This is a genomic window from Streptomyces sp. 130, assembly GCF_007096885.1.
Taxonomy (GTDB): domain Bacteria; phylum Actinomycetota; class Actinomycetes; order Streptomycetales; family Streptomycetaceae; genus Streptomyces.
The window spans coordinates 31,840-51,789 of record NZ_VJNO01000030.1 but is presented as its reverse complement, the minus strand read 5'-3'; the positions used below and the strand labels follow the sequence as shown (position 1 = coordinate 51,789).

Sequence of the window (19,950 nt, the reverse complement as noted above, 5' to 3'; positions counted from 1 at the left end):
GGACCACGTCGGGGATCTCCCGCCGGAGCGCCGGGCGCCGGGCGGAAGGTCGTGGCACGGGTCTACCGAGCCCTGCCGGGGCGCCGCAGCACACCGGGGTGGCGGGTCTATGACACGACGTGTTGTCGCCAGTTCCCGAACTCACCGGGCCGCAATGGCGACTTGACGACAGGCGGGATCTCGCCACCGGCTGCCCTTTCCAACCGGAGGCCCACGCACCCACGATCATGCGATGCCCGTCCCCCCAGCTCATGAGACGAGGGGGACCCCGTCCGTCCCTGCCCAGAGCGGAGCCCACGAATCATGACGCAAGCCCCGGGGCGCAGACACCTGGCCCTGGCCGCGGCGGCAACCGTGCTCGCCACCCTCGCGGCCACCGCCCCCGCCGCCTTCGCCGCACCCTCCCCGTCCGGCACGTCGGACGCCGCCGGCCTGCTCGCCTCCCTGGACGACCAGGAGCTGGCGGCCCTGCACCGCATGGCCTCCCTCGACATCGGCGGCCTCCACCTCACCGACGAGGCCGCGCTCCGCAGCAGCAAGCCCGTCGACGTCATCGTCCAGCTGAAGACCCCGCCCGCCCGCACCGCCCGCCTGATCGCCGCCGCCGAGGGCCGCACGGTCAGCGAGGCGGCGGCCGAGGACGCCGTGACGAAGGCGCACCAGCGCTTCCGCACCGCGCTGGACGACATGTTCGCGCAGCCCGCCGCGGACGGGAGCAAGGGGAAGAAGGCGGCGGCCCCGAAGCCCGGGCGCACCTACACCCACGGCTTCGACGGGGTCAGCCTCCGGCTCCCCGGCGACCGCGTCGCCGGACTCCTCGACAACGACGAGGTCGCCGCCGTCTGGCCGGACACCACCGTGAAGGCGCTCGACCGCCCCGCCCCCGCCGACGGCGGCGGTACCTCCGGCGCCACCGGGGGAGGCGACGACGGGGTGGCCCGGCTGCACGCCGAGGGCCTCACCGGCAAGGGCGTCAAGGTCGGCATCATCGACACCGGGATCGACTACCGCCACCCCGACCTCAAGGGCGCCTACAAGGGCGGCTACGACTTCATCGACGAGGACTCCGACCCGATGGAGACGACGTACGCCGAGTGGAAGGCGTCCGGGCAGGTCGAGACCAGCCAGGGCTCGACCTATTACACCGAGCACGGCACCCACGTCGCCGGGATCGTCGCCGGACGGGGCGCCGAGTCCGAGGAGCGCGCCGCCCACGGCGTGGCCCCCGGCGCCTCCGTGTACGCCTACCGGGTGCTCGGCCCGTACGGGCGCGGGCGCACCAGCGACATCATGGCCGCGATGGACCGGGCGGCCGACGACGGCATGGACGTCGTCAACATGTCGCTCGGCGCGTCCGTCAACGACCCGATGAGCCCGCAGGCGATAGCCGCGGACAACCTGGTGCTCGCCGGCATCACCACCGTCATCGCCGCCGGCAACAGCGGCCCGGGCGCGGGCACCCTCGGCACCCCGGGCGCCGCCGCGCTGCCGCTCACCGTGGGCGCGCACGACGAACCGATGACCCTGCCGCAGTACCGCATCGGCGCGGGCGCCACCACCGCCACCGGCCGGCTGCTGGCCCGCCCGTTCGGCGACGCGCTCTCCCGCCTCACCTCCGGGACCCACCCCGTCGCCGACGTCGCCACCGGCACCGCGGCCGGCTACAGCGGCAAGGACGTCAAGGGCAAGGCCGTCCTGGTGAAGCGCGGTGGCATCCCCCTGGACGAGAAGGTGCGCCGCGCCGCGTCCATGGGCGCCGTCGCCGTCCTCCTCGTCAACGACAACGCGGCCGAGGGGCACATCCCGAACTACATCGGCGAGAGCCCCGCCTACGTCCCGGCCTTCTCGCTCACCGCCGCCGAGGGCGCCGCACTGGCCGCCGGTACCGCGGGCGGCACCGCACGCGTCACGTTCACGCAGGCCGGCACCTTCGTGCTCGGTAACGGCGCCCTCGCGGACTTCAGCTCGCGCGGCCCGGTGTACGGCACCGGCGCCATCAAGCCCGAGATCACCGCGCCCGGCGTCAGCGTCCTGTCGTCCGTCCCGGCCGACACCGTCGCCCCGGGGACCGGCGACTACTCCGCCGCGTACGCCCGGCTCAGCGGCACCTCGATGGCCTCGCCGTACGTCGCGGGCGCCGCCGCGCTGCTCCTCCAGCACGACCCCCGGCTCACCCCGGCGGCCGTCAAGGTGTCCCTCATGAACACCGCCCGCCCGATGCCCGGCGAGGCGAGCGTCTTCGACTCGGGCGCCGGCGCGATCGACCCGTACGCCGCCGTGCACACCGAGACCTCCCTCCAGGTGTCCGCGAAGACCCCGTACACCGCCCTGGACGGCACCCGCTCCGAGCTCGGCCACCTGACCGGCGCCCTCGATCTCGGGGTGCTCCCGGTCGGCCGGTCCACCCGCGTCGAGAAGCGGCTGGACCTGGTCAACGACACCGGCCGCAAGGCCCGTTACGAGGTGGCCGCCGCATTCACCCGGGGCAACGGGGCCTCCGGCGACGCCCGCGCCGCCGGCATCACCCTGACCGCCGACGACCACGTCACCAGCAAGCCCCACGGCAGCACGCCCGTCAGCGTCGCCCTGCGGGTCCCGGCCGACGCGCCGGCCGGCTACTACGAGGGCTTCGTCACCCTGACCCCCGTACAGGGCAAGGGACTTCACGCGCTGCGGATGCCGTTCGGGCTGCGCGTCGCCGAGTCCGGCTTCGCCGAGGTCGACATGACGAAGCCGGTCATCTCGACCAACCAGTTCTCCGACGCCGGGTCCGTCGGCGGCGGGGCCGCCACGTTCGACCTGCGCATGGCCGGGCAGCTGACGAGCGTCGACATCTTCCTCGCCGACGCCCGGGGCAAGGACCTCGGCTACATCGGCGGGATCAACACGACCGGCCTCACCGAGGGCGTCCTGTACGGCCCGGCGACGGTCGGCGGCTGGTACCACCCGGTGACCGGGCGCGCGGCCACCCCCTTCGACCCGCGGGGCCGCTGGATCGACGAGGGCCACTACAAGCTGCGCATCGTGGGCACCGACGGTTTCGGCGGCACCGACTCGGTGCTGCGCGACATCTACGTCGACTCGCACGCCCCGGCCTACGAGGACACGTACGGCGCCTGGGACCCCTCCCGCCCCACGGTCGTCGAGATCCCCGCCGGCGCCAAGTCGTTCTCCTTCTCGGGCCGGCTGCGCGACGGCGAGACCGACGCGATCCACGCGGCCGGGCTCGACATCGGCCAGCAGGACAACGCGCTGTACTACTCGACGTACAGCCCCAACGCGCCCACCGGCCACGTCAACGCCGACGCCGACGGCCAGGTGACCGCCCAGGTGCCGCTGTCCGTCGGGCCGCCGACCGCCTACGTGAAGATGTGGCCCGCGGACGCCGCCGGGAACATCGGTGACGTGCGCTCCCTCAACCTCATCAGGGAGGGCGTCCCGTACGTCGTCGGAGCCGCCGGCGCCCCCGTGGCGCGGGCCGGAGACAGCGTCACGTACACCCTGACGGCCCACGACCTGAAGCACTGGAAGTCCTTCAGCTCCCAGATCCGCTACGACGACCGCAACGTGCGGATCACCTCCGTCGAGCCGACCGCCGAACTGGCCGCCCACGGCCCGTCGAAGATCACCACCACGGACGTGTCGGCCGGCGCTTCCTCGTACACCACCCTCGGCTTCGACGTTTCGGACCCGGAGGGCCTGAGCGGTGACGCGATGCCGCTGCTCAAGGTGACGTACGAGGTGACGGGCGAGCACTGGACCTCGGTGGCGGGGCTCACCACGGGCACCACCAGCGCCACGGACACCACCGGCACCAAGGTGCCGCTGAACATCCAGTTCTACGGCGCGGTCCGGATGCTCAACCCGGAGTCCACCTTCGGCGCCCGGCCCGCCGCCGAGGCGCTGCTGACCAAGGACTACGGCTACGACACCGGGCGTGACTACAGCCTCGACGGCTTCCGGGCCGAGCTGACCGCCCCGGACGGCACCCGGACCCCGATGACCGCCGACGCGACCGCCCGGATCTCCGCCGCCGGACTGAAGCCCGCCGAGAAGCCGTACCGCCTGGAGATCCGGGTGCCCGGCCACTTCGCCTGGACCGAGGACATCGACCTCGGCCTGGACGGCTACGGGGCCGTCGCCGGGACGAGCGGTTCGTCCGTGGCCTCCCTGGTCGCGGGCGACGTCAACGGGGACGACGTCATCGACGTACGCGACGCCGCCGCCGTGTACGACGCCCGGGGCACCGCGAAGCGCTCCGCCGACATCAACCACGACGGAACGGTCGACGGGAAGGACCTGACCTGGGTGGTGACCAACTACCTCCGGCAGAACACCATGTCCGACCGCGTCACCGACCCGGTGAAGCGCCTGCGCGGCCGGACGCTGGAGTACTACACCGCCCGGATGTGACGACCGGGATGCGACGGTCCGCCGTCCGGGTGCCCTACGCGCCCGGGCGGCGGGCCGCTCACACCCAGTTGTTGCGCATCGCGTACCAGCCGAGCTGGACGCGCGAGGAGACCGAGGCCGCGTCCATCAGGGCGCGCAGCCTGCGCTGGACCGTACGGGGCGACGTGCCGAGCTGGTGGGCCGTCGCCGCGTCCGTCAGCCCGGACAGCATGAGCTGGAGCAGCCGCCGGTCGGCCGGGTCCAGGTCGCCGTCCTCCCGCAGATACGGCCGCGAGCGCTGCCACACGGACTCGAACAGCTCGACCGCCAGCCGGACCAGGGGCGGCCCGAGAATCACCGAACGGCCCGCCTCCAGCTGGACCATGGCGGTCTCCTCGTCCGCGATGAGGAGCTTGATCAGGGGCTGGTCCACCACCCGCACCTGATGACCGGCCGCCAGCCGTTCGTCCAGCGCGCGCAACGCCTCCGGCTCGGTGAGGAAGGCCCGGTCCACGACGACGCGGTACGCGGCGTGGGGGTTGCCGTCCTTGCGCAGCGCGGGCTCCTCGCCGGCGTCCCGCGTCTCCTCCTCGTCCACCTCTTCATCCTGCGGCTCCACGCCGGCCGGGCCCGCCAGCGTGGACGGGACCGGAGCGACCGTGTTGGCCCCCGACTGGAACCCCTGCAGCGACGACCGGGCCCCGTACTCCAGCTCGTACAGGCGGCGGGCCTGGGCCTCGCGCCCCTCCCAGAACTCCACGAACTGCCCCGGCTCAGCACGGCCGTCGGACCGCCACGCCCCCAGCAGCCGCACCAGTGAGTCATCGGCCCGGCGCAGGTCCTCCTGCAGCCGGATCAGGGAGGAGCGCACGGAGGCGGGCGGGCCGGGGGACGGCTCGGCAGGCGGGGACCAGGGCACTTCCGGGTGGGACGACATGGCCCAAGTGTCGCCACCTGCGGATCGTCCTGGCAACGGACCCCCGTTCCGCGGCGGCGCCCGGCCTGACGGGAATGCGCCATGGCAGCCTCTCGCCAGCCCCAAGCCCCCCATCGGGCAACGGAATTGGCCAATCTGCTGACCACCGGGTCCCTCCCCCCGAGGCCGCCGGACACCTTCCCTCCTGGAGACGCACGATGAGAAGTACGAGGCCATGGCGCCGGACAGCCGCCGGGCTCGCCGCCGCCGCCCTGCTCGCGGCGGCAGCCCCCGCCGCGTCGGCCGGCACCCCGGCGGACGCCGCCCGGCCGCTCGCCGCCGAACCCGGCCGCGCGGTCACCGTCACCCTGATCACCGGTGACGTGGTCGAGGCCCGCGTGGACGGCGCCGGCCGGGTCCTCTCGGCCGCACTGCGCGGCGACGCCGGACAGGGCACCGACCACGCCGCCGCGACCTGGCAGGACGGCAGGCGGACCTACGTGTTCCCGCAGGGCGTCGAGCGCCTGGTGGACGCCGGTCTCGTGGACGCCGCGCTCTTCGACATCGGCCGGCTCGTCGCGGACGGCTACGACGACGCGCACACGGACACCCTGCCCGTCGTCGTGGAGTACGCCGACGGCGCCGCCCGGGGCCTGCGCGGCGCCGCCGTCCCCGGCACCCGGACCACCGCCACCCTGGAGTCCATCGGCGGCGCCGGACTGGCGGTCAGCAAGGAATCCGCCGCCGACGCCTGGCAGAAGCTCGCACCGAGCACCACGCGCACCGCCGCCCGCGCCGCCACGGCCGCGGGCGTCAGCAGGATCTGGCTCGACGCCAAGGTCAGGGGCACCGCCGTCAGCGGTCTCGGCACCCCGACCGTGCCCCTCACCGGTGCGGCCACCGCGCACCGGGCCGGCCTCGACGGCTCCGGCGTCAAGGTCGCCGTCCTCGACACCGGGGTCGACGCCGGCCACCCCGACCTCGCCGGACGCGTCGCCGCGAGCGAGACCTTCGTCTCCACCCCGGCCACCAGCGACCGCACCGGCCACGGCACCCACACCGCGTCCACCGTCGCCGGCACCGGGGCCGCCTCCCACGGCACCTACGCGGGCATGGCGCCCGAGGCGGACCTGCTCATCGGCAAGGTGCTCGACGACGACGGCTCCGGCTCGATCAGCGGCATCGTCAACGGCATGGAATGGGCGGTCGACCAGGGCGCCCGGGTCGTCTCCATGTCGCTCGGCTCCGACGGCGACACCGCCTGCGCCGGACCCGGCGTCGACGCGGTGGAACGCCTCAGCGACAAGGCCCTGTTCGTCATAGCCGCCGGCAACGCCTCGCTGCACGGCACCGTCTCCACGCCCGGCTGCGCGCCCAGCGCCCTCACCGTCGGCGCGGTGGACCGCAAGAACGCCACCGCCTCCTTCTCCAGCCGGGGCCCCTCGGTCGACGGCGTGAGCGCCAAGCCGGACATCGCCTCCCAGGGCGTCGGCGTCGTCGCCGCCAACTCCGGTGGCCGGGGCGCCCAGGCGTACCAGGAGATGTCCGGCACCTCGATGGCCACCCCGCACGTCGCGGGCGGCGCCGCGCTGCTCCTCCAGCAGCACCCAGAGCTGACCCCGGCCGGGCTCAAGGCGCTGCTCACCTCGTCGGCCCGGTCCACCGACGCGCCCGTCCTGGAGCAGGGCGCCGGCCCGATGGACGTGGCCCGCGCGGTCTCCCAGCCGGTCACCGCCCCGCCCGTGCCGCTCCTGGGCGACTTCGCGTATCCGCAGCGCGGCCTCGACCCGGTCGACAGGACGGTCACCCTGACCAACCTCACCGGCAAGGACGTCCGCCTCAGCCTGCGCGTCGAGGACGTCCGGGGCGACGACGGCAGCCGCGTCTCCGGCTTCGCGCGCCCCGGGCGCACCACGGTCACCGTCCCGGCGCGCGGGACCGCGGATGTGCCGGTCCGCGTCGACCCGGGCGCCCGGCTCTCCGCCGGGGCGTACGGCACGGTCACGGGCCGCCTCGTCGCGACCGGGTCGCACGGGGTCCGCGTCACCGTCCCGTTCGGCGTGCACATGGAGGTCCCGTCGGCCGACCTCACCGTCAAGGGCCTCGACCGCCACGGCGACCCCGCGTCCTCCCCGTCCGCCTTCCAGCTCTTCGACGACCACCGCGACACGGCGAAGCGCTACACCCTCGGCTACTCCGCGCCCGGCAGCACCACGATCCGGGTGCCCCTCGGCACGTACGCGCTGAGCGGCCTCGTCATGACCCGCGACGAACCCGGCGACATCGGCAGCGTGGAGTCGGTCAGCCAGCTGTACCGCGAGAAGCTGACGGTCTCCGGCGACACCGAGGTCACCCTCGACGCCCGCGACGCACGGCGCATCGCCTGGGACACCGAACGCCCCAGCCAGAGCGCCGGCTTCGCGATCGGCCTCGCCCTGGGCCTGGACGACTCGCGCCGCCTCCAGGCCGGTTACCTCACCACCGTCCCGTCGTACGCCAAGGCGGTCTACGCCCAGCCGGTGCGCGGTGACGACCGGCTGACCTTCCTCGCCTCGGCCCGGCAGACCGCGCCGCGCGCCGCGCTCACGATCACCGGCGGCCGGGTCCTGGACTCGCTCCCGGTGCAGAAGGGGACCGAGTTCGACGGCAAGGGCTCGGCGCCGGTGACGTACATCGGCAAGGGCACCGACGCGAACTTCGCCGCCCACGACCTCAAGGGCCGTATCGCCCTCGTGGACGCGGGCACCGGCGGCGGCAACCCCTACACCTGGGACGCCGCCGCCGAGCGGGCGGGTGCCGTGGGCGTGCTGGCGGCCAACCCGGACAGCGGGGGCCGGTTCCAGACCACCGGTCCGGAAGGCGTCCCGCAGGCCACCGTCACCGCGGCCGACTCCCTGGCGGTCCAGGCGGCCCTGGACAAGGGCGACGTCCGCCTGTCCTGGTCCGGCACCGCGACCGACCGCAGCCCGTACGTCTACAACCTCGCCCTCACCGGCCACGGTTCGATCCCCACCGGAACGCGGCGCGTCCGCGACCGCGACCTCGCGGCCGACGAGGCCCGCTACCACGTACAGGGCCCCGACGACACCACCTACTGGTCCGACGTCAAGGTCGGCCTGCCGGGCATCCCCGCCGTCTGGGCGGGCGGCACCACCCTGCCGCTGCACGCGCCCCAGCAGCGCACCGAGTACTTCACCCCCGCCGGCCGCGACGGGCTGACGTGGACCACGCTGATGCGCCGCGATCTGAGTCCGTACGGCAGCACCTCCTACGACGGGCCGCGCGAGAGGGACAAGGGCCGCACGACGTCCCAGTGGTACAAGTCGCCCTACGGGCCGGTCCGGAACACCTACGGCCCGGCGCTGATGAACCGCGAGAGCAACCGGCTCGCCTTCACGATCGCCCCGTTCGGCGACGCGGGCGGGCACGACTCCACCCTCGCGATGAACGACTACGGCACCCGCCAACTGCTGCTCGACGGCGAGCCGCGGAACCTGGTCTCCGGCACCTACGACCTTCCGCGGGAGAAGGCCGAAGTGACGTTCCGGCAGCAGTGGCAGCGCCGGGCCGGCGCCGTGGACCGCACGGGCCTCGCCTACGCCACCGAGTGGGTCTTCACCACCGACGCCTCGCGCCAGGGCGCCCAGCACCTGCTGGTCCCGGTCCTCGACGTACCGTCCGACCTGCGCAACTCCCGCCCGGCGGGGGAGCCGACCACGATCGGCCTGAGCGCCGTCACCGACGACTCGCCCCGGCCGGCCACGCTGCGGAAGGTGAGCCTGGAGTACGCGTACGGGACCGAGGCCACCGTGGACGCGGTCACCGGCTGGCACCAGGCGCGTGCCACGTCCACCCGTGAGGGATGGCAGGTCCGCCTCCCGGGCGACGCGCCCGCCGGAACGTTCGTCCACCTGAAGGTCACGCTCACGGACGAGGAGGGCGCCCGGGTCAGCCAGACCATGATCAGGGCCTACGAGGTGCGCTGACCGCCCCGTGTGGTCTGCGGCACACCCGGCGCCGCCCCGCGCACGGTTTCCGCACGTCGTGGGGGCGGTGGCCGGGCCGGCCGCCCGGGGGCAGTGACGGACGTCTCTACCCCCGGGCCCGCCGGGGTGGCACTGTGGTCGGGTCCCGGCCGGGTGCTGGGCTCCCCCTGCCGGCCGACCGAACGAGATGCCATGACCGCGACCGCCGCCTCCTTCACCGCCGCCCGCCACCGTGCCCGCACCGGCGGCCCCGACGACGGCCCCAAGCTGCTGGAGCACGTCCTGGGCTGGACCCTCGTGGTCGTGGTCGCCATGCTCGTCACGCAGCTCGGCCTGCTCTAGCACGTACGCGGAAGGGGCGGGGCGCCCGACCGGCTCCCCGCCCCCGGCGTGCACCGCCTCACGAGCTTGACATGAACGCGTAAGGCTGAAGTGCCGGGAACGCCGGACGGACCGGGCCGGCCGGGCCGCGCCCCCGCTTCGGACCGACACCGATGATCTCCGGGGCGGGCCGGGGCCGGGCCTCCGAGTCCGTTCATTCGTATGTTCGGTCAACCGGTGACGGATGCCATCCGATCGGGCATACTCGTCCCGCCACAGCCACCTGCCTGCGCCTCTCGTAATCCGGGAGGGCAACATCGGCTGGGCAGCAGTGACTTCGGGCATCGCCCGGAGATCCCCGGCGGCGCCGCTCACACCCCGCGCGCGTGACCGCCGCAACGCCCGACAGGGAGGAGAGCGCCGTCATGTCCGACCGATCCCCGCAGTGGGTCGAACGCCGTCTGCCCACCGAGGAAGCAGGCCAGTTGATCGACCTCGTACGGGACATCGCCCAGCGGGAGATCGCGCCGAAGGCGGCCGAGGAGGAGGAAGCGGGCCGCTTCCCCCGCGAGGTCTTCACCCTGCTCTCCGAGTCAGGCCTGCTCGGCCTGCCCTACGACTCCGAACACGGCGGCGGCGACCAGCCGTACGAGGTCTACCTCCAGGTCCTCGAAGAGCTCAGCGCGGCGCGGCTCACCGTCGGCCTCGGTGTCAGCGTCCACTCCCTCGCCTGCCACGGCCTCGCCGGCTACGGCACCAAGGAACAGCGCGCCGAACACCTCCCGTCGATGCTCTCCGGCGGCCTGCTCGGCGCCTACTGCCTCTCCGAACCCGCCTCCGGCTCCGACGCCGCCTCGCTGCGCACCAAGGCCGTACGGGACGGCGACGACTGGGTGATCACCGGTACCAAGGCATGGATCACGCACGGCGGCATCGCCGACTTCTACACCGTGCTGGCCCGCACCGGCGTCGAAGGCTCCCGGGGCATCACCGCCTTCCTCGTTCCCGGTGACGCCGCCGGACTGAGCGCGGCCGTCCCCGAGAAGAAGATGGGCATGAAGGGCTCGCCCACCGCCCAGCTCCACTTCGACGGCGTCCGCATCCCCGACGCACGCCGGATCGGCGAGGAGGGCCAGGGCTTCGCGATCGCCCTCTCCGCCCTCGACTCCGGCCGTCTCGGCATCGCCGCCTGCGCCATCGGCGTCGCCCAGGCCGCACTGGACGGGGCCCTCGGCTACGCCACCGGCCGCAAGCAGTTCGGCCGCCCCATCGCGGACTTCCAGGGCCTGCGGTTCATGCTGGCCGACATGGCGACCCGCATCGAGGCCGGCCGCGCGCTCTATCTGGAGGCCGCCCGGCTGCGGGACGCCGGCCGCCCCTTCTCGCGCCAGGCCGCCATGGCGAAGCTCTTCTGCACGGACGCCGCGATGCAGGTGACCACCGACGCCGTCCAGGTGCTCGGCGGCTACGGCTACACGCAGGACTTCCCCGTCGAACGCCTCATGCGCGAGGCCAAGGTGCTCCAGATCGTCGAGGGCACCAACCAGATTCAGCGGATGGTCATCGCGCGCCACCTAGCGGGCCCTGAGTCCCGCTGACCCGCAGCGGCCGCTCCGACCACACGGGCGTCGTCATGATCCGGTTCCAGTCCTGGTCATGACGGCCCGGCAGGGTCCGGCCCGTGCTCTCCCAGTGCCGCAGCAGTGCCCGGTAGATCGGCGGATCGCTCGAATGGGGCACCGCGCGCGGCGCCGACCGGGGCGGTTCGGACTGGGACGCCGGTACGGAACCGGGCTGCGGAACCGATTCTTCGGTGGGTGGAGCGGCGAGCCTGCGGCGCCCGGGGCCGGCCGTGGAATGCAGCGGGGTCATACCGGGGCAACGCCGTGGGACGCGGCGGGGTCACTGGCTGTTCGATTCGGGCGAATGTTCACCCGGTTCTCCCCGGCCGCCGGGTTGCTCACGCACCCCGGCCGCGCGTTCGGGAGAGGGGAGGCTCAGGCGGCCTCGCGCCGGAGCGGGCGGGCCACCCGGATCGGGCGGGAGCCGGCACCGCCGGCGTGCGAGAAGGGCTGCGTCCGCCAGTCGAGCCCCTGGGGGAGCGTCAGCAGCAGCGCCGTCTCCTGCTCCTGCACCCCCTCCGCCTCGGCGGGCCGGGCCCCGGCGGCACGCCCCGTCCCGGGGCACACGGTCAGCACGAACGGATTCCACGGGGACGGGCACAGCGCGTGCTCCGGGAGCACGTCCTCGTCCGCCAGGAGCGCGATGGGCTGCGCGCAGTCCGGGCAGACGACCCGGTACATCTCGAAGGTGTCGTACGCGTCGGGAGCGGTGTCCTCGAACGGATCAACGGGCTCCGGTTCGGTACGTCCGGTGAGCTTCAGGTGTGACATGGGAAATCCCCCCTCGGATGGGCCGGCATGACGCTGTGGCCTCGGCCACAGCAAGCACTTCCCGCCGCCGATCGGCCGTAACCGTTTCGTGTCCCACTACTGCCGCGTAAACATGTGGCGTTGGTCACATGCCCGGCGCAGGTGACGTCCCAAGGGCCGGGCGGCTGTGCCGGGAACGACTCATGGCCATAGATTGATCCATATGGAGGAGCTGGACCGTCACATCGTGGAGTTGCTCGTCAAGGACGGGCGGATGAGCTACACCGACCTGGGCAAGGCCACTGGCCTGTCCACCTCGGCCGTTCATCAGCGCGTCCGCAGGCTGGAGCAGCGCGGGGTGATCCGCGGCTACGCCGCGGTCGTGGACCCGGAGGCGGTCGGCCTGCCCCTGACCGCGTTCATCTCGGTCAAGCCGTTCGACCCCAGCGCCCCGGACGACATCGCCGAACGGCTCGCCGGAGTCCCCGAACTGGAGGCGTGCCACAGCGTCGCCGGCGACGAGAACTACATCCTCAAGGTCCGCGTGGCGACCCCGCTGGAGCTGGAGAACCTGCTCACCCGCATCCGCTCCCTCGCCGGAGTGTCCACCCGCACCACGGTCGTCCTGTCGACCCCGTACGAGGCGCGCCCGCCGCAGATCTGAGGGGGCGCGAACCACGCAGGTCCCGGCAGGCGGGAGACTGGTGCCCATGACCGAGAGCACCGCCCCCCAGAGCGAACACCGCACCGTGCTGCTGCGCGGTGGAGACGTCCACAGCCCCGCCGACCCCTTCGCCACCGCCATGGTGGTCGAACGGGGCCATGTCGCCTGGGTGGGCTCCGAAGGCGCCGCCGACGCCTTCGCGAGCGGCGTCGACGAGGTGATCGACCTCGACGGGGCGCTGGTCACCCCCGCGTTCACCGACGCCCACGTCCACACCACCTCGACCGGCCTGGCCCTCACCGGGCTCGACCTCTCCGGCGCCCGCACCCTCGGCGACGCCCTCGGCCGCGTCCGCGCCCACGTCGCCGCCCACCCCGCCGACCGGGTCGTCCTCGGACACGGCTGGGACGCCACCCGCTGGCCCGAGCAGCGCCCGCCCTCCCGCGCCGAGCTGGACGAGGCGGCGGCCGGCCGGCCCGTCTACCTGCCCCGGGTCGACGTGCACTCGGCGGCCGTCAGCACCGCCCTGCTCGACCTCGTCCCCGGCGTCACCGCGATGGCCGGATACCACCCGGACGGCCCGCTGACCGCCGCCGCCCACCACGCCGTGCGCGCGGCCGCCCACGACGCCGTCACGCCCGCCCAGCGCGCCGGGGCCCAGCGGGCCGCCCTGCGCCACGCCGCCTCCCTCGGCATCGGCTCCGTCCACGAGTGCGGCGGCCCCGACATCTCCGACGAGGACGACTTCACCGGGCTGCTGAAGGTGGCCGCCGAGGAGCCCGGGCCCCGGGTCTTCGGCTACTGGGCCCAGGAGGTGGCCGACGAGAAGGACGCCCGGCGCGTGCGCGAGCTCGGCGCCGTCGGCGCGGCCGGCGACCTCTTCGTGGACGGCTCGCTCGGCTCGCACACCGCCTGCCTGCACGAGCCGTACGCCGACGCCCCGCACACCGGCACCGCCCACCTGGACGCCGCCCGGATCGCCGCCCACGTCGCCGCCTGCACCGAGGCGGGGCTCCAGGCGGGCTTCCACGCCATCGGGGACGCCGCGCTCTCGGCGGTCGTCGAGGGCGTCAGGGCCGCGGCCGGGAAGGTGGGCCTCGCCCGCATCCGTGCCGCCCGGCACCGCGTCGAGCACGCGGAGATGCTCACCCCCCAGACCGTCGCGGCCTTCGCGGAGCTGGGCCTCACCGCCTCCGTCCAGCCCGCCTTCGACGCGGCGTGGGGCGGCGAGGAGGGCATGTACGCCCAGCGCCTCGGCGCCGGACGGGCCGCCACCCTCAACCCGTACGCGGCGCTCCTGCGGGCCGGCGTGCCGCTCGCCTTCGGCTCGGACAGCCCGGTGACCCCGCTGGACCCCTGGGGGACCGTACGGGCCGCCGCGTTCCACCGGACCCTGGAGCACCGCGTCTCGGTCCGGGCGGCCTTCACCGCGCACACCCGGGGCGGCTGGCGGGCCCTCGGGCGGGACGACGCGGGGACCCTGGTGCCCGGCGCCCCGGCCGACTACGCGGTCTGGCGCACCGACGAGCTGGTGGTCCAGGCGCCGGACGACCGGGTGGCGCGCTGGTCGACCGACCCCCGGTCCGGGACGCCGGGGCTGCCCGACCTCCGGCCCGGCGCCGACCTGCCGGTCTGCCTGCGCACCGTGGTCCTCGGACAAACTGTCTACGTAAGGCCGAACGAGTGACGTGCGGACGTTCCGGCCCGCCGACCGGAGGCGGGCCGGCTCTTCCGCTACCTGGGGATCTTCGGGACTGACCAGGCGATTTCGGTAATCGTTGCAGGTCAGACGAGTATTGACAGAATGCGGCCATCGGCCGGTAGGTTCGGCCGAGTCCACCACAGGACGTCCGACCGGTGAAACCTCCACGCAGTCGTCGAACGCCGCTGGGTCACGGGGTGGTGTGCCGCACCGGCGCACCACCACTGACAGCCAGGTTCAGCGCCCGCGCCTCGGGGGCGAGGGAAGGCTTCAGCCGGACGGAGGGTGCGACCCGGGTGGGGCCCGGACGTTCAGTAGACAACGGCTCTAGGTCGACCCGCAGCCAGCGGGTCCCAGGTCGGCCCGAAGGACACCGGGCCCCGATCCGCACTTCTGTCCCCGATTCCGCTCTTCTGTCCGCCGCGGCTCCGGCGCCACCCCGACCGGGTCGGCGTCGCGCGCCGCCGCGCTCGATATGGTGTGCACCTGCGTACGGACGTGAGGGGCAGTAAGTGAACGACGGCGGTCAGCGGCGATTCGGCCCGCTCGGCAGTGTCCTGGTGATCATCCCGACCTACAACGAGGCCGAGAACATCAAGCCGATCGTGAGCCGGGTGCGCGCCGCCGTGCCGGAGGCCCACATCCTCGTCGCCGACGACAACAGCCCCGACGGGACCGGCAAGCTGGCCGACGAGCTCGCGGCGGACGACGACCACGTCCACGTCCTGCACCGCAAGGGCAAGGAAGGGCTCGGCGCGGCCTATCTCGCCGGCTTCCGCTGGGGCATGGACCACGACTACGGCGTCCTGGTCGAGATGGACGCCGACGGCTCCCACCAGCCCGAGGAGCTGCCCCGGCTGCTCACCGCGCTCAAGGGCGCGGACCTGGTCCTGGGCTCCCGCTGGGTGCCCGGCGGCCGGGTGGTGAACTGGCCCAAGTCCCGCGAGTTCATCTCGCGCGGCGGCAGCACGTACTCCCGCCTGATGCTGGGCCTGCGCACCCGGGACGTCACCGGCGGCTACCGCGCCTTCCGCGCCGAGACCCTGAAGGGCATCGGGCTCGACGCGGTCGCCTCGCAGGGCTACTGCTTCCAGGTCGACCTGGCCCGCCGCGCGGTCGAGGCCGGCTTCCACGTGGTCGAGGTGCCGATCACCTTCGTGGACCGCGAGGTCGGCGACTCCAAGATGAGCAAGGACATCCTGGTCGAGGCGCTGTGGCGGGTGACCGCCTGGGGCGTCACCAGCCGGACGAACAAGGCGCTCGGCCGCCGCACCCCCTGAGCCCGTCCGTCACCCCCTTACGGCGTACGGACGGGCGGCCAGGCACACTGGTGGCATGACGACCGGCACCCCGCCCCCGACCGCCCGAAGGCGCTCGCGCGCCCGGACCTTCGTACCGCTCGCCGTCGCCGCGTGGGCGGTGCTGGAGATCTGGCTGCTGATCCTGGTGGCGGACGCCGCGGGCGGGCTGGCCGTCGTGATCCTGCTGGCCGCCGGGATCGTGCTCGGCGCCGCGGTGATCAAGAGCGCGGGCCGCCGGGCCTTCCGCAATCTCACCGAGACGCTCCAGCGGATGCCGGGGCAGCCGGGCGCGGACGGCTCCTCGCCGGCCGCCCCCGAGAGCGGCCGGGGCAACGGCTTCCTGATGCTCGGCGGGCTGCTGATCATGATCCCCGGCCTGATCTCGGACGTGGCCGGGCTGCTGCTCCTGGTCCCGCCGGTGCGCACGGCACTCAGCCGTTACGCGGAGCGCTCGCTCGACCGGCGCATGCGGACGGCCGCCCCCGGCGGCTTCTCGGACGCCTTCCAGCAGGCCCGCATCCACCGCCCCGACGGCAAGGTCGTCCAGGGCGAGGTCATCCGCGACGAGCCGCCCCGCGACGGCCCGGGCCCGGACGACGAGCCCCGCCCCCCGCTGACGCGGTGACCCTTTCGGGCCCGACCGGCCACCGAGGGCATCTCCGGCCCCCGGCCCGGACGGGCCGTCGCGACACGACGAAGCCGCGGGCCCGGCACGCATCGCGCACCGGACCCGCGGCCTGTCGCAAAGCCGTACTAGCGGGTCACGCGGACTTCCTGCTGTCCCGAGGATGCACGGCGATGTTCATCGCCCCGGAGCGCAGGACGGCCAGCCGCTCGGCCAGCACCTCCTCCAGCTCCTCCCGCGTGCGCCGCTCCATGAGCATGTCCCAGTGCGTACGCGCGGGCTTGCCCTTCTTCTCCTCGGGGCCGTCCCCGTCCACCAGGAGTGCCTGGGCGCCGCACGCCTTGCACTCCCACTCCGGCGGAATTTCCGCCTCTACCGAGAACGGCATCTCGAATCGATGTCCGTTCTGGCATGCGTACTCCACCGCCTGGCGCGGGGCCAGATCGATGCCGCGGTCCGTCTCGTAGCTGGTAACCACGAGTCGCGTGCCGCGGAGAGCTCGCTCACTCATGAATCGTGCCTCCCGGGCTTGTCGCCCACAGGACAGGTGTCGCTGTCGTCGTCAATCGGTCAACGTCCGGTCGGCGGCAAAGATTCCCGTTGCCGGTCATGCGTCGCCCGTCGAACCGCTGATTTTCAGGTTTCCCAGGGTTCAAGTACCCGCCCATACCCGGTTTGTCACCTTTGACGGAAGTTGTCACCCAACGGTTCGCCAAGTTCCACTCGCCGTTACGGTCACCCGGGGCAGGCCAAAGGCGTACACTACCGGCCTTTTACTTCAACGTCTAAATCCGCTCGGGCACGGGGTTTCCCGCCGCAGCCACCGCCCGCCTGAGCGGGACGCGCGCGAGCAGCACCGAACCCACGACGAAGAAGACCACCAGCGAGATGATCGCGTCCCGGTAGCTGCCGGTCAGCTGGTAGGCGAGACCGAACACCAGGGGCCCCAGCCAGCTCAGGCCGCGGTCGCTCATCTCGTACGCCGAGAAGTACTCGGCCTCCTTGCCGCGCGGCACCAGGTGCGAGAACAGGGAGCGCGACAGCGCCTGGCTGCCGCCCAGCACCAGGCCGATCGCCGCCGCCAGCACATAGAAGAAGACGGGCGACCCGGCCGGCAGGAAGTACCCGGCGACCAGGATCAGCGTCCACACCGCCAGCGAGCCCAGGATCGTGCGCTTCGCGCCGTACACCCGCGCCGTGCGGCCCATCGCCAGCGCCCCGGCCACCGCGAGCACCTGCACCAGCAGCACGGCCGTGATCAGCGTCGACTGGCCGAGGCCCAGCTCCTCGGAGCCGTACACCGAAGCCTGCGAGATCACGGTCTGCACGCCGTCGTTGTAGACGAGGTAGGCGAGCAGGAAGGACAGGGTCAGCGGATGGCGCCGCATGTCCGCCAGCGTCGCCCGCAGCTGCCGCCACCCCGAGCCCGGCGCGGCACCCCGGACGCCCGGCGCCACCCGGCGGTCGCGCAGCCGGCGCAGCGGGATGACGGTGAAGACGCCCCACCACACGCCCGCCGACGCCAGGCAGATCCGTACCGCCTCGGACTCGGAGAGCCCGAAGGAGTCGTGGCCCGAGTACAGGACCAGATTCAGCACGAGGACCAGCGCCCCGGAGGTGTAGCCGAAGGCCCACCCCCGCGAGGAGACGTCGTCGCGCTCCCCGGGCTCCGCGATCTGCGGCAGGTAGGAGTTGTAGACCATCATCGCGACCGCCGTGGCGGCGTTCGCCACGATGAGCAGGAAGGCGCCGAGCAGATAGCGGTGCCCGTCCAGGAAGAACATGGCGGTCGTCGCCGCGGCGCCGGGGTACGCCGTCGCCGCGAGGAGCGGCGTCTTGCGGCCCGGACGGTCGGCCGCCGCGCCCACCACGGGCATCAGGACGATCGCCAGCACGAGCGAGGCCGACACCGCGTACGCGAACAGCGATCCGGCGCGCACCGGGATGCCGAGCGGGTGGACGAAGCCGTCGGGGTCCGCGGCGGCCTTGGCGACCGAGGTCAGATACGGGCCGAGGAAGACCGTGACGACGCTCGTCGAGTAGACGGAGCACGCGAAGTCGTAGAAATACCAGCCGCGCTGCTCCCTGCGCCGCGCGGCCGGCCCGGCCGCGTCCTCGGCCGGCCCGGCGGTGTCTGTGGTCCCGGCCGTCATGGCGCCCCCTGGAAATCTCCCCGTGAAGACGCCCGTCCGGCCGGTGGCGGGTCAGGCCCAGGCCCCCCGCTCGCTCAGCACCGTGCGCAGCGTCTCGATGTGATCGGTCATGATGCCATCCACCCCGAGGTCCAGCAGAGCGGCCATCCGCTCCGGTTCGTTCACCGTCCACACATGCACCTGGAGCCCCCGCGCGTGGGCCTCGCGCACGAAGCGGCGGTCGACGACCCTGATGCCGTTCCGGCTCTCCGGCACCTGCGCGCACACCGCTCCGGCGCGCAGCGCGGCCGGGATGCCGTACGAGCGCAGCCGCAGGCCGAGCACCCCGCGCACGCCGTACGAGGTCGCCAGGCGCGGGCCGGCCAGCCGGTGCGCCCTGGCGACCCGGGCCTCGGAGAACGAGCCGACGCACACCCGGTCCCAGGCGCCCGTCGCCCGGATCAGCTCCAGGAGCGGTCCGAGTGCGGCCTCCGCCTTGACGTCCACGTTCCACCGGGCCTCGGGGAACGTCTCCAGCAGCTCCTCGAAGAGCGGCAGCGGCTCGCGCCCGGCGACCCGGGCCCGGCGTATCTCGCTCCACGGCAGCTCCGCCAGGCGGCCCCGGGCGTCCGTCACCCGGTCCAGCGTGGCGTCGTGGAAGGCGATGAGCCGGCCGTCCGCCGACGCGTGCACATCGGTCTCGAAGTAGCGGTACCCGGCGTCGGCGGCGCGGCGGAAGGCGGCCGTCGTGTTCTCGGTGCCGTCCGCCGCCCCGCCCCGGTGGGCGAACGCGAGCGGAGCGGGATGGTCCAGATAGGGGTGGCGTTCGGAAGTCACCGCCGCAGTATGGACCGCCGGGACGCGGACGTCCCGGCCGCGGGGGCCCCTTCCCCGGGGATCGCGAAGACCCGCAGGAAGACCTGGGCCAGCGGACCGATGGCCAGGGCGTACAGGACCGTGCCCGCGCCGAGGGAACCGCCCAGCAGGAACCCGGTGACCACGACGGCGATCTCGATCGCCGTGCGCACCAGCCGGATCGACCAGCCGGTCCGCCCGTGCAGCCCGGTCATCAGGCCGTCCCGGGGCCCCGGGCCGAACCGGGCGCTGATGTAGAGCCCCGTCGCCACGCCGTTCAGCACGATCCCCGCCGCCATCAGCCCGGCCCGTGCCACCGGGCCGTGCGCCTCGGGGACCACGGCGAGCGTGCCGTCCATCGCGATGCCCACGGCGAACACGTTGGACACCGTGCCCAGCCCCGGCCGCTGCCGCAGCGGAATCCACAGCAGCAGCACGATCGCGCCGACGATGATCGAGACCACGCCGATGCTGATCCCGGTGCGCTCGGCGAGGCCCTGGTGCAGCACTCCCCACGGCTCCAGGCCGAGGCCGGCGACGACCAGCAGGGCCGAGCTCGCCCCGTACAGCGCGAGACCCGCGTACAGCTGGACCAGCCGGCGCGTGAGGGTCTTGGACAAGGGGTGCCCCCTGAGGTGGTGGTGTTGGACCGCTCCGTGTCACCCTGTGGCAGGGGATCGGCCG

14 protein-coding genes are annotated in these 19,950 nt (G+C 73.6%); 8 read left to right on the top strand and 6 right to left on the bottom strand.

The features are described 5' to 3' along the window. The first annotated feature begins 303 nt into the window (after positions 1-303). Entirely contained in the window at positions 304-4,413 is a 4,110-nt protein-coding gene (locus FKN01_RS33610; RefSeq protein ID WP_143623686.1) for a S8 family serine peptidase, read from the top strand. Positions 4,414-4,471: 58 nt separating this feature from the next. Here FKN01_RS33610 and FKN01_RS23230 read toward each other — a convergent pair whose 3' ends face one another. After that, positions 4,472-5,329: a helix-turn-helix transcriptional regulator gene (locus tag FKN01_RS23230; protein ID WP_260696991.1), complete on the bottom strand. Its 858-nt coding sequence runs from the start codon at positions 5,327-5,329 to the stop codon at positions 4,472-4,474. Positions 5,330-5,526: 197 nt separating this feature from the next. Here FKN01_RS23230 and FKN01_RS23225 point away from each other — a divergent pair, with 197 nt between their 5' ends. The 3 genes from FKN01_RS23225 to FKN01_RS23215 all read left to right on the top strand — a co-directional run bounded on the left by FKN01_RS23225 (position 5,527) and on the right by FKN01_RS23215 (position 11,213). Next, on the top strand, positions 5,527-9,294 hold the full coding sequence (locus FKN01_RS23225) for a S8 family serine peptidase (RefSeq protein WP_143623684.1): 3,768 nt from the start codon (positions 5,527-5,529) through the stop codon (positions 9,292-9,294). Positions 9,295-9,486: 192 nt separating this feature from the next. Continuing rightward, a complete protein-coding gene (locus FKN01_RS23220; protein ID WP_143623682.1) occupies positions 9,487-9,636 on the top strand; it encodes an SCO1431 family membrane protein in 150 nt (49 codons plus the stop codon). A 404-nt stretch (positions 9,637-10,040) separates the two neighbouring features. Then, positions 10,041-11,213, top strand: a complete 1,173-nt coding sequence (locus FKN01_RS23215) for an acyl-CoA dehydrogenase family protein (protein WP_143623680.1) — start codon at positions 10,041-10,043, stop codon at positions 11,211-11,213. Positions 11,214-11,612: 399 nt separating this feature from the next. Here the strand turns inward: FKN01_RS23215 and FKN01_RS23205 are convergent, their stop codons facing one another. Then, the gene (locus tag FKN01_RS23205) at positions 11,613-12,008 is read right to left on the bottom strand and encodes a hypothetical protein (protein ID WP_143623678.1); all 396 of its coding nucleotides are present in this window, start codon (positions 12,006-12,008) and stop codon (positions 11,613-11,615) included. 202 nt (positions 12,009-12,210) lie between these two features. Here FKN01_RS23205 and FKN01_RS23200 point away from each other — a divergent pair, with 202 nt between their 5' ends. The 4 genes from FKN01_RS23200 (at position 12,211) to fxsA (ending at position 16,279) form a co-directional block, all read left to right on the top strand. Next, positions 12,211-12,651, top strand: a complete 441-nt coding sequence (locus FKN01_RS23200) for an Lrp/AsnC family transcriptional regulator (RefSeq protein ID WP_018103953.1) — start codon at positions 12,211-12,213, stop codon at positions 12,649-12,651. A gap of 46 nt (positions 12,652-12,697) precedes the next feature. After that, positions 12,698-14,338, top strand: a complete 1,641-nt coding sequence (locus FKN01_RS23195; protein ID WP_143623676.1) for an amidohydrolase — start codon at positions 12,698-12,700, stop codon at positions 14,336-14,338. 527 nt (positions 14,339-14,865) lie between these two features. After that, complete coding sequence (locus tag FKN01_RS23190) at positions 14,866-15,633, top strand: polyprenol monophosphomannose synthase (RefSeq protein WP_143623674.1); 768 nt, start codon at positions 14,866-14,868, stop codon at positions 15,631-15,633. Positions 15,634-15,688: 55 nt separating this feature from the next. Beyond that, a complete protein-coding gene (gene fxsA / locus FKN01_RS23185; RefSeq protein ID WP_143623671.1) occupies positions 15,689-16,279 on the top strand; it encodes an FxsA family membrane protein in 591 nt (196 codons plus the stop codon). A gap of 136 nt (positions 16,280-16,415) precedes the next feature. On the opposite strand, the gene FKN01_RS23180 is transcribed toward fxsA, so the two are convergent. From FKN01_RS23180 to FKN01_RS23165, 4 genes are all read right to left on the bottom strand, one after another. Then, positions 16,416-16,790, bottom strand: a complete 375-nt coding sequence (locus FKN01_RS23180) for an RNA polymerase-binding protein RbpA (RefSeq protein WP_003959706.1) — start codon at positions 16,788-16,790, stop codon at positions 16,416-16,418. Positions 16,791-17,064: 274 nt separating this feature from the next. After that, complete coding sequence (locus tag FKN01_RS23175) at positions 17,065-18,432, bottom strand: MFS transporter (protein ID WP_143623669.1); 1,368 nt, start codon at positions 18,430-18,432, stop codon at positions 17,065-17,067. Between the two features lie 51 nt (positions 18,433-18,483). Beyond that, complete coding sequence (locus FKN01_RS23170; RefSeq protein WP_143623667.1) at positions 18,484-19,248, bottom strand: glycerophosphodiester phosphodiesterase; 765 nt, start codon at positions 19,246-19,248, stop codon at positions 18,484-18,486. Continuing rightward, on the bottom strand, positions 19,245-19,886 hold the full coding sequence (locus tag FKN01_RS23165; protein ID WP_143623665.1) for a YitT family protein: 642 nt from the start codon (positions 19,884-19,886) through the stop codon (positions 19,245-19,247). The genes FKN01_RS23170 and FKN01_RS23165 overlap by 4 nt, the downstream gene beginning before the upstream one ends. Positions 19,887-19,950 lie beyond the last annotated feature (64 nt).

Coding starts and splice junctions, on each gene's coding strand:
- FKN01_RS33610 (WP_143623686.1), top strand. CDS start 304: ATGACGCAAGCCCCGGGGCGCAGACACCTGGCCCTGGCCGCGGCGGCA.
- FKN01_RS23230 (WP_260696991.1), bottom strand. CDS start 5,329: ATGTCGTCCCACCCGGAAGTGCCCTGGTCCCCGCCTGCCGAGCCGTCC.
- FKN01_RS23225 (WP_143623684.1), top strand. CDS start 5,527: ATGAGAAGTACGAGGCCATGGCGCCGGACAGCCGCCGGGCTCGCCGCC.
- FKN01_RS23220 (WP_143623682.1), top strand. CDS start 9,487: ATGACCGCGACCGCCGCCTCCTTCACCGCCGCCCGCCACCGTGCCCGC.
- FKN01_RS23215 (WP_143623680.1), top strand. CDS start 10,041: ATGTCCGACCGATCCCCGCAGTGGGTCGAACGCCGTCTGCCCACCGAG.
- FKN01_RS23205 (WP_143623678.1), bottom strand. CDS start 12,008: ATGTCACACCTGAAGCTCACCGGACGTACCGAACCGGAGCCCGTTGAT.
- FKN01_RS23200 (WP_018103953.1), top strand. CDS start 12,211: ATGGAGGAGCTGGACCGTCACATCGTGGAGTTGCTCGTCAAGGACGGG.
- FKN01_RS23195 (WP_143623676.1), top strand. CDS start 12,698: ATGACCGAGAGCACCGCCCCCCAGAGCGAACACCGCACCGTGCTGCTG.
- fxsA (WP_143623671.1), top strand. CDS start 15,689: ATGACGACCGGCACCCCGCCCCCGACCGCCCGAAGGCGCTCGCGCGCC.
- FKN01_RS23180 (WP_003959706.1), bottom strand. CDS start 16,790: ATGAGTGAGCGAGCTCTCCGCGGCACGCGACTCGTGGTTACCAGCTAC.
- FKN01_RS23175 (WP_143623669.1), bottom strand. CDS start 18,432: ATGACGGCCGGGACCACAGACACCGCCGGGCCGGCCGAGGACGCGGCC.